The sequence below is a fragment of the Rubripirellula reticaptiva genome (assembly GCF_007860175.1).
GTDB classification, from domain to species: Bacteria; Planctomycetota; Planctomycetia; order Pirellulales; family Pirellulaceae; genus Rubripirellula; species Rubripirellula reticaptiva.
Map to the genome: position 1 here is coordinate 972367 of NZ_SJPX01000004.1, position 17073 is coordinate 989439.

The window sequence follows — 17073 nt, forward strand, 5'->3', positions numbered from 1 at the left end:
CTGGGATGGATCCAAGAGGCGTCACCTGTGGTTGTTCAGGCGACAATCGGGGTTAGCGTCCGGGGGGCACGGCGTTAGCTTTTTTCGGATGCTGCGGATTCCGTTTCGGAATCCGGCGACCCGGTGGCTGAAGGATCTGAGGCCGAGGGTTCTGGTGTGTCTTCACCAGCGGTTTCTTCCGCTGCTGGCTCGGGAGCCGGCGTTTCTTCGCTTGTGGCTTCCGTTGCCGGTGCCTCAGCTTCAGCGGCTGGTGCTTCTGGTGCTTCTGGTTCGGCGATCCCGGCGGCTTCCGCTTCCTTTTGCAACTGTTCGCGATCCCGACGTGATTTTCGTTCGTCCGCTGCCGCCTGCTCGGCTTCCTGGCCCATCAATTCGGCCTTCTCGACGATCTCGTCAACTTTCTCGGGCGTCAATCCGCTCATCTCGACAAACAAGTCTGGCTCGATCACCGACAGGTCGTCGTAGGAGAGGTAGCCCTGTTCGACCAGTGCTTGAGCGATCTCTTCGGTGATGCCGTCAATCTGGCTGAACCCGGCTACTGCTCGCTCGATTTGTTCTTCGAGTTCGCTGCCGGTCATGATTTCGATGTCCCAGCCACAAAGTTTGCTGCCCAGGCGGACGTTTTGGCCGCGGCGACCAATCGCCAGGGACAGCTGGTCCTCTTTGACAAGCACAATCGCACGACCAATCATGTCACACAGCAGTACCTGTTCGACTTCGGCGGGCTGCAGTGCATTCGGGATCAAGACTTCGGGATCGTCGCTGTAGCGAACAACATCGATGTGTTCGCCCGACAATTCTTCGCGGACCGCCTTGATTCGGCTACCTCGATAGCCGACGCAAACGGCGATCGGGTCAACCTGGCTGTCCACACTGCTGACGGCGACCTTGCTGCGGTAGCCCGGTTCGCGACTGATCGAACGGATGGCAATGATCTCTTCGCCAAGTTCCGGGATTTCCTGTTCGAATAACCGCTGCACAAACTGCGGACGCGTTCGGCTGAGGACAACACGAATTCGGTTGCCGGTGGCGCGGACTTCGAACACCACAGCACGAACTCGCTCGCCAGCGTGAAGTGATTCGCCAGGGATCTGTTCGCTGCGCGGCAGAATGGCTTCGACGTTGCCGAGGTTGACGGTCGCGACACCACCATCAGCGCGGCCAATGATCCCGCTGACGATCTCGCCGATCTGTTCGCGGTACTCGATCATCAACGAGTCGCGTTCAGCTTCCTTGACCTTTTGGATGATGACTTGTTTGGCGGTTTGTGCGCCGATTCGGCCGATCTGGTCGTCGCCGAGAGGTTCACCTTCCAGCGTTGCGGCGATTTTGCCGTTCTCGCGGTTCAGCTGGACAACGATGTCCGTTTCTTCGCCGTACTGCCGTTTAGCAGCTGTTTGCAGCGCCGACTCGATGGCTAGAAAAACTAGCTCTTTGTCAATGTTCTTTTCTCGGTGGAGCGAATCGACGTAGCGAAGGATGTCTTGTGGATTCATGGCCGAAAGCTGCTGAAAAGTCGGTTCAATTGATGTTCGGTTGACGTCTGCCCAAAAAAACTGCCCGAACCTTCGCGGGCCCGGGCAATCGTTTGCTCGTCATTGCCCAAAGCCTATCGGTAGGCCGGGAAGGTGTCAAGGAAGGCGGCTGTATCGATGGGCACAAGCGTGCCAGCGGAAAAGACCCCTGCGGACGGAACCGAAACACGTACGCTTAGACGCCCATCCCAGATTCGTCCGGGGACACCAATTTGTTCTCGGGATCCGACCAGACGCGAGTCCAAGGGGTCGACCAGAAATCGGCGATGACGTTCGGCACCGTGAAATGACGAGTTGCGGCGGGAACTACCGTGATCCGAAAACCAGTGGTGGGCTTGGATTTGATTGCGAAACGTCGATGACGCCGGCAGTCGAGCCACCGCAACGCCACGGTCATCAAATTCAAGCGGGACGGACCATCGCATGGGTGCCTCGTCAAACCCGCTTGTCAATTCAAACGCAGCGTGAGCCCGTCGCGGTGTGACGGGTTGGTCTTTGTCGTTCATCAGTGCAACTTCGGCGCGCCAACCGTCGGCGGCTGCATCGGCGTCGAAGTTTGCTAACGACGCAGCCACGATGGCGTAGCGAGGCTTAACTTGGCGGTTGGTTGATTCGCTGTGTCGTGATGCGTCGGTTTCGGCTGGCTGGACAAAGAAGGTTTCGCCGTCCAATTGGATGGGCACAGCGGCCGAGTGTTCGCAGACGAAAGTGTTAGGACAGTCGCAGGTCCCGATAGCGTCGTGCGCGGACGCCCGGCCAGCGACCAAGATGATGGCGATCGCAAAGATGACGATCATGATTGGACGATCGAGTTGCGGACGATTGTCGTGCGGGCCGTTGTTTTCCGGACCGATAGGGTGTTGGCTGGATCGGTTCATCAAAGTCCTCGGGTTCGACTTGGCAGCACGGTGGGCAACGCCAGTGCATCGCCTCTTACCGTTTTGCAAAGTTCAAGCCAAAGAACACCGCTGCAACATCTTGCTTGGCAGCCATCGAGTGTCGTTGCTGCCCGTTTTTGCTGTAAATGCCATGCGCCCAAGGGATTGGTGATTGACTGCCAAATTGGATCTTGGAGTTTGTGTCTGCTCGTGCTGTGGTTGATTTGCCTCGCCGGGTGAGAATCGGAAACAACGTGCGTTTCGAATTCTCAACGTTCGATGCGTTGCCCGCACAATCAGCATCAACGGAATCGCGATCAGGTTATGCGGATCTTGAGGTTTGCGGTCCCCCAACGGTGTGGAGTAAATCTGCGGGAAAAGCCGCATCTTTTGTTTGCTACTTGGTTCAACGTCGTAGGGTTTCTTGCAAAGCCGTCTATTGGCCGGCTTAACGAACCAAAAAGTCCTTTTAAACATTTAGACGACACATGAACCGCAAAAGCCGAAACGCTTTCTCGCTGATCGAGATGGTGATCGTTATTTTGATCATGGGAATCATCGCTGCAGTGGCGGCACCTCGCATGTTTGATACTGCCAAGTCCGCCGAGGAAAACACGACTCGGCAACAACTGGCGGTGATGCGGAACGCGATTGAAATGTATCGCGCTCGCAACGCAACTTATCCGGCCGTCAATGACTTGCCCAATGCGATGGCCACCATGTTGAACGGCCCTTTCCCGACGCCGATGGTTGGAACGGCCCGCGGAGTTGCGGGAGTTCTCTATGACTCGACCACCACGGACGTCGCTGCTGCGGTTGACGTCAACGCCAATGCGGGATGGGTCTACAAGCCGCACAACGGATCACTTCGCCTGAACGTCGCCGCGGGCACGACCGGTTCGGACTGGTAGTGGACCGCAGGAAGCGACATGCACCGCTGACGTAACGACCTCTCTCGCCCACTTATTTCCCTCGCATCGTGCCGATCATGACTACAACAGTACCGACGGTTCTGATCGCCGAAGACGACCCGGTTTTTCGCCGCGTCCTTGGGTTCACGATTTCACGGTCGGGCAACAATGTCGAAATGGCAAGCAATGGATTAGCGGCGTACGAACGCCTTTGCCAAGGCGGGATCGACTTTTTGGTCACTGATCACCAAATGCCAGTTTGCAGTGGGCTCGAATTGCTCGATCGTATTCGAGCGAATCCCGCAATCGAACAAGTGCCTACAATTCTCTGTACGGCCAAGGGATTTGAACTTGATTCGCAATTGTTGCAACAGCGGTTTGGCCTTGTTTCAATCATGCACAAGCCGTTTAGCCCACGTCTGTTGATCGAACTGATCACTCGGAGCCTCGGCGCCGCCGCCGAGCAAGTAGCATCAGTTGGTGGTTCGTCCACGCTCGCATCAGCTAGGTCGGTCATTGATGTCTGATGCCCAAGACGCCGGACGCAGTAATGCCACGGCGTTTAGTCATGCTCTTTCAACAACTCGCGTCGGATTTGTGTTTGCCGGCGTATCGGTTTGCGTGTTGATTTGCTCGTTAGTGGCCCACGCTTGGCCATCGCACGTGCAATTTCATTCTCTGTTGTGGATCGCGTCGCTTGCTGCTTGTTGCGCCGGAGGCTTAGTGGCGATGAGTTCCGTGCGGACTTTGCGAACCATCGAAGTCGAACTGCGCCGCGGCGCACGACAAGGTTTCACTCGCGAAGAGGGTGAATCGTCCTCGTCCTCGTCCGGTCCTGCCCCGCCGATTCGTCCTGTGATTGGATGTGATCCGATCGCCGACGGTTGGAATGGGCTGATCGCGACTCTTGATCGTCAACAAGAACTCGGGGACGCTGCGACTCGCCAAATCAATTCACTCGATCATGAAGCCGTTACGCTTGCTCGCGCGATGCGTGGACTGCCGGTCGCCTGGGTCATCACGGACAAAGAGGGTGGAATTCGGTTCATTTCACCAGCCGCCTCGGGGATGCTAGGCCTTTCCGAAGCCGCAAGTTCCGATGCTGATGACAATGTTTCGAAGCGCACGGTTGATCGTGATTTGCCGCAGCTACTCGGGTTGCGTGATGAAACGAGTGACGCCGCTAGTGCCGATCTGGATCAATTGCTGGGCCCGATTCGAATGGTTCACTGTCGACGGCGGTTGGTGGTTGACTCACGTGAATCACAACTGCGAATCACGCGGTCGCGATTGGCGGGACGCCAAGGTGATATTGAGGGGATGGCGTGGGTTCTCGACGACGTGACTCAGCAACGTTTGGCTACCGAAGCTCGCGACAGTTTTTTGATGACGGCAACGCACGAACTGCGGACGCCATTAGCAAATCTGCAAGCCTATGCCGAAGCGTTGCAGGAATCGGACGATTTGCAAGTTGAACGTCAGAAAGAGTTTTGCAACGTCATTCACAGCGAAGCAAGTCGCTTGGGCCGATTGGTGGATCAGTTGTTGACGGTCAGTCAGATGGAAGCCGGTTCGATGATCGCAAATCGGCACCAGTTGGAATTGTTGCCCATCGTTCAATACGCTAGCGATCAGTTGAAGGCGCAAGCCGAGCAAAACTCGATCACGATCGTGACACGTGTACTCGCGAAGATGCCAGTCGTGTTCGCCGATCGTGAAAAACTGCAAGCCGCGATCGTCAATTTGCTCGGTAACGCAGTCAAGTACACGCCATCCGGTGGCGAGGTCGTGTTGCGTGTTGCCGCCGATGAACGTTGGGTTCGCATCGACGTCGAAGACAACGGGCCAGGGATTCCCGACGACGAACAGTCAAAAGTGTTCGAGAAGTTCTATCGCTGTGAAGCTACTCGGGCGTCCACCCATCGTGGCAACGGACTAGGACTAGCGTTTGCACGCGAGATCGCACGCCTTCACGGTGGTGACCTTGAACTGCGCAGTACTCTCGGCGAAGGTTCGGTGTTCACACTGCAATTGCCAATCACTCATCCTCACGAAGAAACGAAGTGACGGAAATGGAAGGCAATGGAAAGACGCGTATCGAACGACATGGGGCGATCACGGCGATTCGTCCCACGGGCCCACTTCGTGTCGACGGGCTCGAACGATTGAACCAGAACGTGCAGGCTGTGCTGGTTGGCGGAATTCCCAATGTCGTTGTTGATTTGTCTGAGACACCGCTGATTGACGGTGCCGGTTTGGAATGGATCTTGTCGCTTGATGAAACGTGTTGTCGTCGGGGCGGTTGCGTGCGATTGTGTGGCGCTAACGAACTGTGCAGCGACATTTTGCGCATCACTGGTGTCGGCAAGATCGTTCAAAAGTTTCATGATCTGACGGCCGCGTTGGGGAGTTTTGCTTGATGCATCGCAATTCCCCACTGCCGCTGATCGACGCCGATGCGTCGCTTGCAGCCCCGATTGCGATGCCGGATTTACGCGAGCATTTGCGTTCACGCAAACGTGGTACGCCGCTGGGGCAACGTTTGATGGAAGCAGGTTTGCTGCGTCCGGATCAATTGGACTCGGCGCTGACTCACCAGTCGGCCGAGACAAAACGGTTGCAATCGAGGCCTGCCCATTCAGAGTCACTGCGTGCCAAACAAGGCCGAACAAAACGACTTGGCGAAGTCATTACTGAACTTGGCTTGGTCGAAGAAGCCGACTTGATCCCGCACCTTGGCGAACAGCTTGGTGTCGAGGGTGTCCGGCTTCGCGAGGGTCTGATTGATCCGCTTGCGGTCAGCTTGATTCCTCGCCAGGATGCCGAACGACTGCATGCTTTGCCGTTGATGCGAGTGCGTGACGAGTTGGTTGTTGCGATGGCGGATCCTCATGACCTGGCCGCTTGCGATGCGCTCGCCCAATTGAGCGGTTGCCGGATTCGGCCGGTATTTACGTTGGCATCGAGTATCGAGCGACTGGTGCCACGTTGCTATGAAGACGATTTTTCGGTTGACTCGGTGACTGCCGACTTGGACGTCGAGCAACTTGAGCTTGATACCGAAGCGATCGATTTGGACTTGTCGGGTTCGATGCAGTTAGCCGAGGGTAGTCCGGTCATCAACTTGGTCAACTACGCCGTCGTGCAGGCGATCAGCCAAGGTGCTAGCGACATTCACATTGAACCGGGGGCAAAGTCAACGTCCGTTCGTTTTCGAATCGACGGCACGCTGCGCGAGGTGATGAAGCCGCGCAAAGATTTGCATGCGGCCATCGTGTCGCGGATCAAAGTGATGGCCAAATTGGACATCGCCGAACACCGGCACCCGCAAGACGGCCGTCTGCACGTTCGTTTGAATCGCCGCGATGTTGACCTTCGTGTATCAACGTTGCCGACAGTGCTGGGCGAAAAGGTCGTGATGCGAGTACTCGATCGCCAAAGCTTGACCTTTGATTTGAATCGATTGGGGATGGCTGACGATTCGTTGCAGTTGACGCATCGGATGCTTCGCCGGCCACACGGTTTGGTGTTGGTGACCGGACCGACCGGCAGCGGGAAAACAACGACGTTGTACTCGGCGATCGAGATGATCAAAAGCGTTCAGCGGAACATCGTGACGGTCGAGGATCCCGTCGAGTATCAACTTGAACTGATCAACCAAGTGCAAGTCCAAGCCGATCTAGGGATGACATTCGCCAAGGCACTTCGCAGCATCTTGAGGCAAGATCCGGACGTCATCATGGTGGGCGAAATTCGTGACCGCGAAACGGCCGAAACGGCGATTCAGGCGGCTTTGACGGGCCACTTGGTGCTAAGTACGTTGCACACCAACGACAGCGCATCGGCAGTGACTCGGTTGATCGATATGGGAGTCGAGCGATTCAAAATTTCGGCCGCGCTGGTAGGGGTCGTCGCGCAGCGTTTGGTTCGTAAGTTGTGCCCGCAGTGCCGCGAAACGTATTACCCGTCGGCCAGCACGCTTGAAGAGCTTCAATACGAAGGCGACCTGCGGCATCCGTTCGCGCAAAGCCGTGGTTGTTCTCATTGCTTTGAAATGGGCTACCGCGGACGAGCGGGGATCTACGAGATTCTTGAATGCGACGCCTCTTTGCGTAGCCTGATCAATGGCGGCGCCAACCTTGATGAAATTCGTGCTGCCCATTGTGGCCCGACTCTATTGTCCGAAGGCCTGCGACTGGCAGCGTCAGGAATCACATCGATCGAAGAAGTCAGCCGTGTCGCGATGGCTGACTAAATTTGCCGCGCCCATTTTGCCAACTGCTCCTGCAACATCTCCAATATGCAATCCGCTTTCGCTCCTGTCGAATCGCACGCCGCAGCAATGACGGTGATTTCGATGCCTTCCAAGGTTGACTCGGGAGTTGCTGCTGCGCTCTCTGTGTCCCGCAGTGCGAGCTCGTCCGGCGGCTGGATGCCGGTTTCGTCGGGCGGTGTTTTGTTGGCAATCAATCAATTGGCGGTGATGAGCCAAAACGGAATCGAGATCGCGGACGCACTCGAAAGCGTCGCGAAGCACTGTCCCGATGAACGCTTGGCAAAATCGCTCAGACGAATTCACGAGTCCGTCAATTCAGGTTTGTCGTTTTCGCAAGCCGTCGCAATGCACGGTCGCTATTTTCCGGCGACGCTATCGCCAATGCTGGCTGCCGCCGAGCAGTCGGGCGAGGTGCCGCAAACCTTGGGCCGCGTTTGCTCGCGGATGCGAGGTGAGCTGCAGATGCGAGGCACGATCGTCGGGTCACTGATTTATCCAGCGATCCTGATTGGTGCGTCAACCGTCGTGATGTCGGCGCTGGTCTTGGGTGTCTTGCCTCAGTTCAGTCGTGTGTTCGAATCAATGGGAAAACCGGTGCCGTATTATACGCAGTGGTTGCTGTCGTTCGGTGATTTCTGTCGCGAAAGTTGGTGGTGGGGGCTGCCGCTGATCATGGCGACGATCACCGCGGTGGTGACGCTTCGTTCGCACGCCATCGTTCAACAACCGTTGGGGCGATTTTTGATGTATAGCCCAATGGTCCGCGATGCGTACCGGCCGATGCAGGCTGGTCGCGTGCTGCGAACGATCGCGGGAATGGTGCAGGGCGGTGTGCCGATGTTGCAAGCGGTTCGACTGTCGCGGCAAACGACCAGTGACCTGCATTGGCAGAACTTGCTAAGCCGCGTTGAATCGCATTTGATCGATGGTCTTTCGGCGTCAGCCGCGATCGCCGAAGCCGACTTCGTTCCACCCGAGACGTCTCAGATGATGGCGATGGCCGAGCGAACAGGGCGCGTCGCTGAGGTGCTCGAAGACATCGGAGCCTTCTATGAGGAAGAAGGAGCAAGGCGTGTCAAGCGTTTGGTCGTCGCGCTCGAACCGATGGTGATTTTGTTCATGGGCGTTCTTGTTGCCGCCATTGTGATGTCAGTGATGTTGCCGATGTTGGACATGTCAACGATCCGGTAATGACAGTGGGACCGATTGACGCGGTTGCCCTGCCCGCGTGCGGTGTCGAATCGGCCGGCTCGGGTGTCTCGGCGTGACTTGTGACGCCGCAGTGACGTAAACACTAAGAGACTCGTTTCAATGCGAGTCTTTTAAGTTCCAAATCCGTTCGGACGTTCCATGCGCCATCCACTGTCCCTTTCGTCGCTCGCTACAAAAGCTGGCACCGCCTTGTCCGGCGGACGGCGGCGGACGCGGTTTGTGGGCATCGACATCGGGATTGACCGCGTTACGGTGGCTTCGATGGGATGGTCGTCATCGCCTGCGCGATCATCGGGCAAGGCTTTGACTTTGGGATGGATGTCCCGCAGTCAGTTCAAGCTGCCCATGGACCCATGGGACCCGCCGCAAAGCGATTGGGTCGAAACAGTCACCGAGGTATTGCAAAGCCAATTGCCTCGCTGCATCGATGGGCATCGTGTGGCTGCGGCGATCTCGTTGCCACCTACATGGGTCCACTACCAAACCATCGTGCCAAGCGAAATCGATGCGACTCGCCGTCAGTGTGACTTGATGTTTGGCAGTTCGTTGTTCAAAAGCGCCGCTCACTTGAATCATTGGCCGGTGGTTGCCGGTTGCGAGCCCCGCTTGATCGCCGCGACATCTTCATCGGCCGCTGTCGCCGTGGCGCAAAGCGTTGCGTCGGTCGGTTACGAGGTTCAATCGATCTTGCCGCACGGGGCAGCCCTTTGGCACGCGTCGTCGGTAACCGCGATTGCACCTTCGGCAATCTTGTTGCTCGAACCGGTTGGTGGACTCATTGCACTGCCTAGCTCATTGGGCGATTCGTCAAATCCTCCATCGTGCGGACTCTGTCGAGTTCTTCCCGTTTGCGAATCGGATGCTGTTCGGTCGAACCACTGCGATGAACTGGAACCTTGGCTCGACACTGTCGCCCAAGAATACGAAGCCACTATTCGCTATGCCAACCGCGTCGGGGCCGAAATCGATACTCAGTCCCCTGTCCTGATTGCCGGGCGACTTGCGGCGATCGCCGGTGTTGGCCGAATGTTGGCTAGCATGATCAATCGTCCCGTCGCCACTTGGCGCTACGCTGGCCGAATTCGGCCGAGTGATTCCCGAAACGCCGATTGTCTCGGCGACGCTTGCGAAGCCATTGCCCTGTCGCTGGCTTACTGTGCCGTCGGACTTGTCTCGCGTCCATCGGGAGCTTCACGATGACGATACAAGTTGCGGAAGTTCTGAACGCTGGCCGATCGCCGCTGCAATCGTTTGATCTGTTGCCTGCGAGTTTTGGGCACCAGCAAAAGCTGCGTCAGGTTCGGCTTGGCTACGCAACCATCATTGTTGCATTGATAGCGGTGTTTGTTGCTGCCGCTATCGCGACGGCCGTGCGTCGAACACAGAGACACCGCAATTATCAACAGATTGCCGCAGTTGCGATGCCGCTGATGCAGCTTCGCCAGCAAGTATTGCAAATTCAGTCGTCAAACGAAAAGCGAATGCAGTGGATCGGGCAGGTCGAGTCTGCTCGCCCCAACGACGACTTGCTGCAAACAATCGACTCCTTCGCTGCTGCAACAGCCGACCTGTTGCCGACGATCGCAATTCAAACGTTGCACATTCGTTTGCCGATCGAGTACGCCGCCGGGCCAGCGGCTGATTCAAAAACAACATCCCATGTTAGTCCGCCTTCGTGGGCGACACCAAAGCTTGACGCAATTGCCTCGGTCGGTGCAGACGCGCCCATTGATCGTTGGTTGACGCAGCTCAACCAAAGTCCGCGGGTTTCATCGGCATCAGCAATCGGCGTTCAATCCCAGCGTGATCTCGGCGACAAACTGGATCGACCCGTCACGATCAAAGCCATGCCAATCTCAACGGGAGTATTGCCATGACAAACCAGAATCGATTTGACGGCGTTTGTTCCAGTTGGGTGGCACGACATGTTCTGTCGATCACTAGCAACTTAGTTCGCTGCCACGCGTTGGGGATGGTGGTGATTACATTGCTTGTCATCGGGACGGGTTGGGTTTCGACTTTGGATCACCGCTCGACGGCCTCGATGGTCTATCAATCGGTCAACGTTGATCTTGGAGATGCGAAAGCCGTCGTTGCAAGTGCCGACGGATGGCGGTTGGCGCATGGCATCGCCACTCGCCGGAGCGAAGATGTCGAAAACGCCGCGATGGATATCGCGAAATGGCTGCCTCAGCGATTGGAGTGGACCGACGTCGAAACACGACTCAGAAAGGTCGCGAATTCCTGTCGTTTGGATTTGTCGATGGTCGAGTCGGGGCCGCGTCATACGGGAAGCCGCGTCGCGGTGCTGACCGGCCAGTGTCAGATTCAGGGCGGCTATGGCGACCTGTGCAAATTTCTGAATGCATTAACCCAGGCAGACCTGGAAACGGGTGCGGTTCCCATTTCAGCAAGTGAGATCACGCTGACCCACAACGCTCGCATACCTCGCAGCGACGGACAAGCCGCTTGCCATGCAGTGTTGAAGATTCGAGTTCCCTACGGGTCCCCCGGCACCGCCGCCGCAAATTTGTTGCCCTCCGATTCGATATCAACGTCAACCGAAGGAAAGTTTGCTGATGTCAGTCGCTAAACCAAAACTCGAAAACTCAAAACGTCAAACCAAACAATTGATAATGGTGGGGCTACTGTCGGTCGGCTTGGTGATTGCAATCCTGGCTCAGCCATCCGGACCGGAAGGCTCAGCATGCCGACAAACAATCGACGCTTCTGTTGGGACCACTTTGGCCGGAGTGTCCGCAGTACCCATGTCGGTTCATCAAGTCGCCCCAGCACCAATGGATTTCTCGGCAATGACTTTGCTGCCGAAGACTGGCCTCGCAACGATCGCTGAACGTCGGTTGTTCGTTCCGCCCAAGCCGCTCGACACGCAACCCACGCGAGATTCTGCTGCGACGGTTCAGGCTGTCTACGGCAGCAGGTCCAAGCATGCCGCATTGATGGGGAAAATGATCGTCAAGAACGGTCAAACGTTGAATAACGGTGCCGCAGTCGCCACGGTCACGGCGAATGGAGTGCATCTGCAAAGCACCAATCCGAAAACGCTTGGTGGTCAGTGATTCACACTGAACTCAGGTCCGCGCCGTACCGGTCGATCGTTGCAACCGTCACGATCCGAAGTTTCGCTTTGACACGAAGAGACGGCAGAACGATGTGCCGATGATAGAACGAGGGTATTTGTTTCGCATTGATCTCTGCGTGATTCGCACAGAATTGATTCTAAAAAGATGACGGTTAGCAACATGACAGCATTTGACGAAGTCGGATTGCGAAAAGCAGCGATCCTGTTGATGAGCTTGCCGACAAAGTCCGCCGCACAGATTTTGGGGCAATTGCCGCCTCGATACATCGAGGCGATCAGCATCATGATTGCGCAGACGGAGTCCGTCGGTGGCGACGATCAAGAGATCGTGATCGCGGAATTTTTGACCAGTAAAGCGAGTTCGTTGTACGCAAGTCCTGGTGGTCTTGAACGCGCCAAGGAATTGATTCGCGAAGCACTCGGACGCGACGCCACCGAGATGCTCGGGAATCTGCAGCAAACGATCGAAGCGATGCCGTTCGGCTTCATCAAGAAGGTCGATTCACAAACATTGCTGCAGTTTATCGGTGACGAGCATCCTCAGACGATCGCGCTGTTGTTAAGCCATTGCCCAGGCAACTACGCCGCCGAAGTCCTCGCCGGACTGGACCCCGAAAAACAACTCGAAGTCATTCGCCGAATCGCTTCGATCGGACGCACCAGCCCCGAAGCCGTTGCGGAACTCGAGTTTGGACTCGACATGCGTCTTTCTAGCATGGTCAACCAACAGCAAAGCAACACCGGCGGTGTCGGAAACGTCGCCGAAATCTTGAACGTTTGCGATCGCTCTATCGAACGAACGATCATGGAATCGCTGGGACGAGAAGATCCCGAACTGTCGGACGAGATTCGCCGATTGATGTTTGTGTTTGAAGACATTTCCAAGTTGGCCGATCGCGATATCCAGGCACTGCTGAAAAACGTCGAAACTGCCCAGTGGGCGATGTCGCTAAAGGGGGCCAGCCAAGGACTTCAAGAGAAGGTCATGCGCAATATGAGTTCTCGCGCAGCCGAAAACTTGAAAGAAGAAATGGAATACCTCGGCAGCGTCCGGCTAAGCGAAGTCGAAAGTGTCCAGCAAAAGATTGTCGACATCGTTCGGCATCTCGAAGACACCGGCGAAATTTCGCGTCCGACCGGCGAAGTCGAAGAAGAATACGTTACCTAGTTGTTCATCGTTAGCGTGGTTTCGTCATCAGAAGCCGGTAGTGGCCCGCGCCGAGGAAGTCGTCGATTCGCTCACGCAGTTCTGGCGTGATGTCGACTCGCGACTTATCGGCCTTCAATTGCACAACTTCGCCGTCCTTCAACTGGATTGTGAACAGCAATTCTTGGGTGCCCGGATAGCCACGTACGATTTCTTTCAATCGGGTAACCGTCGGCCCGTCATGCTCGTTTTCGTTCAGTCGAATTCGCATGCCGTGCGTGTAGCGAGTTTCCAGATCGCTGTACGGAATCAGCTCGTCGATGATCAGGTTCGCTTCGTCGCCACCACCACGGCGGTCAATTTTCCCTCTCGCTAGCACGACCGCATCGGGGATGACACGATCGCCCCAGTCGGCGAATCCTTTTGGCCACAGGATGCAGCGAATCGCACCCTGCATGTCTTCGAGGTCAAAGTTGGCGTACTTCGATGGTTGACCGGGTTTGGGGCTCTTGGTGTGAGCGATTTTGACGCTGCTGATCATGCCGCCAAGCACCACTTCAGCTCGGTCCTTGACGTTTGCCAGTTTGTCGGTCACATGAGTTCGGAATGTTGAAAGTCGCGGTTCGAATTCAGCGAGAGGATGACTTTCCAGGTAGTATCCGAGGACCTCTTTTTCAGCGATTAGTTTTTCGCGATCCGGCCACTCGTCCATCTCTGGCAGCGGCGTTGGCGCGGCTTCGGCGGACTCCTCTTCCTCGTCATCGAACGCACCGAACAAACTGGTTTGCCCGCTCTTTTTGTCCGCTTGAATCGCCGCGCCCGCTTGGACTGCTCGTTCGATCACAGCTGCTAACTGACTGCGTTTTGCCTCGAAACAATCCATCGCACCCGCTTTGATCAGGGTCATGATCGCGCTCTTGTTACAGGCCGATGGGTCAACCCGTTCGCAGAAATCGAAGATGTCTTTGAAGGGACCGTTTTTCTTTCGTTCTTCTTCGATCGCAATTGACGTCTGGCCGCCGCAACCCTTGATCGCCGACAAGGCAAAGAAGACAAGTTTGCCCTCGACGGAAAAGTCTGCCGCGCTCTTGTTCACACAAGGCGCGACGACCTCGATTCCCATCCGGTCACAGTCCTCCATGTGTTCGACCAACGCATCTTTGCGAACAAAGTTGCGCCCGGAAATATCGCTCGACAACAGTGCCGCCATGAACTCGACCGGATAGTGAGCTTTCAAGTAGGCCGTTTGATAGGCAAGCAGCGCGTAGGCGGTACTGTGTGACTTGTTGAAACCGTAGCCTGCAAACTTGACGATCAGATTCCAAATGTCATCGGCGTCCTTTTCCGCCAATCCATTTTCAACCGCGCCGACAATGAACGCATCGTGGTTGGCGTTGATCAGTGATTCTTTCTTTTTACTGATCGCCTTGATGCACGTGTACGCGTTGGCAAGTGGGATCTTGCCAAGACGATTCAGGATCCGCATCACCTGTTCTTGGTAGACCATGATCGAGTTGGTCTCTTCCAAAACTTCTTTCAGCACCGGGTGCTTGTACTCTGGTTGTTGCAAACCGTGTTTGATGTTGACGTAATCGTCGACCATCCCGCCTTCCAGCGGTCCAGGGCGATACAGTGCCGCTGTGGCGATGATGTCGTTGAACGTGTCCGGTTTCATGCGACAAAGCAGGTCGCGAATACCGCCCGATTCCAATTGGAAAACACCCTTGGTTTCTCCTCGCTGAAGCAGCGCGTACGACGGTTTGTCGTCGAGCGGGAATTTCAGTGGATCGACGACGGTCCCGGTCGTTTGCTCAATTAGCTTTACTGTTCGAGACAGAATCGTTAGGTTGCGAAGACCAAGGAAGTCCATCTTCAGCAAGCCCGACGCTTCGACGTCGTTCATCGACCACTGAGTGATGACATCCTGTTTGCCGGGGACTCGCGTCAGTGGCACATATTCGGATAACGGTTTGTCGGCGATCACAACCGCGGCAGCGTGAGTACCGATGTTGCGGGCTAGACCCTCGATTTTCATCGCCAGATCTAAGAGCTCGCGGATTTCCGGATCGCCGTCGTACGACATCTTCATGTCGGCGCTTTGTGCGAGCGCCTTCTTGATCGTGATCTTTAACTCGTCCGGCACCATCTCGGTGATCTGGTTGACGCGGCCCAGCGGTACGCCGAGCGCGCGACCGACGTCCTTGATCGCCGCTTTCGCCGCCAAAGTTCCGAACGTTCCGATCTGGCAAACCATCTCGGATCCGTAACGTTCTTTGACGTAGTCGATGACTTCGACACGACGTTCTTTCTCAAAGTCGATATCGATATCCGGTGGCTCGGTTCGACTTTCGTCCAGAAATCGCTCGAACAGCAAGTCGTATCGCAGCGGACAAACGTGCGACATGTAGAGCGCGTAACAAACGATCGCACCCACACCGCTGCCCCGAGCCGTGGCCGAGATGCCGATCGATCGGGCGTGATTGACGAAGTCCCAAACGATCAAAAAGTAAGTCGGATAGCCGAGCTTTTTGATCACATCAAGTTCGCGGTCCAGCCGCGCCATGACTTCCTCGGACAAGCTGCCGTCAACGATTCGCTCGTCGTCACCTTCGTACCGTTCCAGCAATCCCTTAACGCAAAGTTCTCGCAAGTAATCTAGCGGCGTTGCGTCGTTAGGGCATTCAAAGTTTGGGAAGAAGTACTTGTTGAATTCGATGTTGATGTCGACCGAGTCCGCGATTTCCTGGCTTCGCGCGCACGCTTCTTCAAGTCCGGGAAAGCTCTCGTACATTTGGTCAGGACTGCGCAAAAAGAACTGATCGTTCTCCATCTTCATCCGCGACGTGTCCGTGCGGAAACGTCCGGTGTTGATGCACAGCATGATGTCTTGAGCTTCGCTGTCGTCCTGATTGACATAGTGGCAATCGCTGGTCGCGACTAAGGGAATGCCCATTCGTTTTGAGATTTCAACAGCGCCTTCCAACTGCAAGCGTTGAATCTCGATGCCATTGTTCATGATCTCGATGAAGTAGCGTTCCCCAAAGACGCCCTGGAACCATCCGGCAATATCGCGAGCTTCTTTTTCGACCTCGGCTGTATCGACGCCCTTCATCACCGCGCGGCTGAATTCGCTGCTGACACAGCCTGACAAGCAGATGATTCCTTCGCTGTGTCGTTCCAGGATCTCCTTGTCGATCCGTGGCTTGAAGTAGAAGCCTTCCAGCGACGCGGCGCTGGCAAGTTTGATTAGGTTCTTGTATCCAGTGTGGTTTTGCGCAAGCAGTGTCAGGTGATAGCTGGCATCCTTGCTGCTGCTGGCGCCGCCTTTTTCGAATCGCGATCCGGGCGCGATGTAGGCCTCGTAGCCGATGATCGGGTTGATCTGAGCCGCTTTTGCTTTGCGATAGAACTCAAGCGCGCCGTGCAGGTTGCCGTGGTCGGTCAAGGCCAACGCGTTCATCCCATGGTCGACCGCACGGTTGACCAATTTGCCGATGTCGCCCGCCCCGTCGAGCAGCGAATAGTGGCTATGGCAGTGCAAATGGACGAACGGCTTGGCGGGTAAGACTTCAAGAGGTCCGGTGACCAAATCACTCATGGGAACGTCCTTGCGCGGCTCTAAAAACGGTGGGGCGAAGCAATGGTTTTAGCTTACCGCAGCGTCAAAGAAGGGGCATCCCACCAGACAACAACGCCTGATGATGGTCGCGTCGAATCAACCGCTGCTGCCCACAGAATCCCGTTTTATCGCTGTAAATCGAATCAAATTTGTGGGAGCGGCCTCCGGCTCGATTTCAAAAGTACCTAACAAGTCGCGTGAATCTGACCGAACGGGCCTCAGCAAGAAAGGGCATGCCGACAAACGAGTTTAGTTGGCGATACAGCGGCGGGACAAGTGATTCCTCTCTCCTGGATTCTCCGCCACAGAAGTTCTTTGCGAAGGTGATGGTCGCATCAAGCCACCCCGATTCGTCGAAGCAGTAAAAATTCCACGATTTTCCGATGTCAGGT

Annotated in this window: 14 protein-coding genes; 11 read left to right on the forward strand and 3 right to left on the reverse strand. The window is 55.9% G+C overall.

The window, feature by feature from the left end:
* Positions 1-74: 74 nt before the first annotated feature.
* Together nusA and Poly59_RS20825 are read right to left on the reverse strand one after the other, a co-directional pair.
* Entirely contained in the window at positions 75-1496 is a 1422-nt protein-coding gene (gene nusA, locus Poly59_RS20820; protein WP_146535985.1) for a transcription termination factor NusA, read from the reverse strand.
* A 113-nt stretch (positions 1497-1609) separates the two neighbouring features.
* A complete protein-coding gene (locus Poly59_RS20825; RefSeq protein ID WP_146535986.1) occupies positions 1610-2413 on the reverse strand; it encodes a hypothetical protein in 804 nt (267 codons plus the stop codon).
* Between the two features lie 488 nt (positions 2414-2901).
* Between Poly59_RS20825 and Poly59_RS20830 the strand changes: the two genes are divergently transcribed.
* The 11 genes from Poly59_RS20830 (at position 2902) to fliG (ending at position 13083) form a co-directional block, all read left to right on the forward strand.
* Positions 2902-3324 (forward strand): type II secretion system protein, encoded by a 423-nt coding sequence (locus tag Poly59_RS20830; protein WP_146535987.1) that lies wholly within the window; start codon positions 2902-2904, stop codon positions 3322-3324.
* Between the two features lie 77 nt (positions 3325-3401).
* Positions 3402-3851 (forward strand): response regulator, encoded by a 450-nt coding sequence (locus Poly59_RS20835; RefSeq protein WP_146535988.1) that lies wholly within the window; start codon positions 3402-3404, stop codon positions 3849-3851.
* Positions 3844-5391, forward strand: coding sequence for a PAS domain-containing sensor histidine kinase (locus Poly59_RS20840; protein ID WP_146535989.1), 1548 nt, complete (start codon positions 3844-3846; stop codon positions 5389-5391). The genes Poly59_RS20835 and Poly59_RS20840 overlap by 8 nt, the downstream gene beginning before the upstream one ends.
* Before the next feature lie 5 nt (positions 5392-5396).
* Positions 5397-5744, forward strand: coding sequence for an STAS domain-containing protein (locus tag Poly59_RS20845; RefSeq protein ID WP_246151831.1), 348 nt, complete (start codon positions 5397-5399; stop codon positions 5742-5744).
* Positions 5744-7579, forward strand: a complete 1836-nt coding sequence (locus Poly59_RS20850) for a GspE/PulE family protein (protein ID WP_146535991.1) — start codon at positions 5744-5746, stop codon at positions 7577-7579. The genes Poly59_RS20845 and Poly59_RS20850 overlap by 1 nt, the downstream gene beginning before the upstream one ends.
* A gap of 45 nt (positions 7580-7624) precedes the next feature.
* On the forward strand, positions 7625-8791 hold the full coding sequence (locus Poly59_RS20855; protein WP_146535992.1) for a type II secretion system F family protein: 1167 nt from the start codon (positions 7625-7627) through the stop codon (positions 8789-8791).
* Positions 8792-8950: 159 nt separating this feature from the next.
* Positions 8951-10012 carry a hypothetical protein gene (locus Poly59_RS20860; protein WP_146535993.1) on the forward strand — a complete coding sequence of 354 codons (1062 nt, stop codon included), beginning with the start codon at positions 8951-8953 and terminating at the stop codon, positions 10010-10012.
* A complete protein-coding gene (locus Poly59_RS20865) occupies positions 10009-10689 on the forward strand; it encodes a hypothetical protein (RefSeq protein ID WP_146535994.1) in 681 nt (226 codons plus the stop codon). The genes Poly59_RS20860 and Poly59_RS20865 overlap by 4 nt, the downstream gene beginning before the upstream one ends.
* Complete coding sequence (locus tag Poly59_RS20870; protein ID WP_146535995.1) at positions 10686-11405, forward strand: hypothetical protein; 720 nt, start codon at positions 10686-10688, stop codon at positions 11403-11405. The genes Poly59_RS20865 and Poly59_RS20870 overlap by 4 nt, the downstream gene beginning before the upstream one ends.
* On the forward strand, positions 11392-11892 hold the full coding sequence (locus Poly59_RS20875) for a hypothetical protein (RefSeq protein WP_146535996.1): 501 nt from the start codon (positions 11392-11394) through the stop codon (positions 11890-11892). The genes Poly59_RS20870 and Poly59_RS20875 overlap by 14 nt, the downstream gene beginning before the upstream one ends.
* Positions 11893-12075: 183 nt before the next feature.
* Positions 12076-13083, forward strand: a complete 1008-nt coding sequence (gene fliG / locus Poly59_RS20880; protein WP_146535997.1) for a flagellar motor switch protein FliG — start codon at positions 12076-12078, stop codon at positions 13081-13083.
* A 10-nt stretch (positions 13084-13093) separates the two neighbouring features.
* On the opposite strand, the gene dnaE is transcribed toward fliG, so the two are convergent.
* The gene (gene dnaE / locus Poly59_RS20885) at positions 13094-16660 is read right to left on the reverse strand and encodes a DNA polymerase III subunit alpha (RefSeq protein WP_146535998.1); all 3567 of its coding nucleotides are present in this window, start codon (positions 16658-16660) and stop codon (positions 13094-13096) included.
* Between the last annotated feature and the right edge of the window lie 413 nt (positions 16661-17073).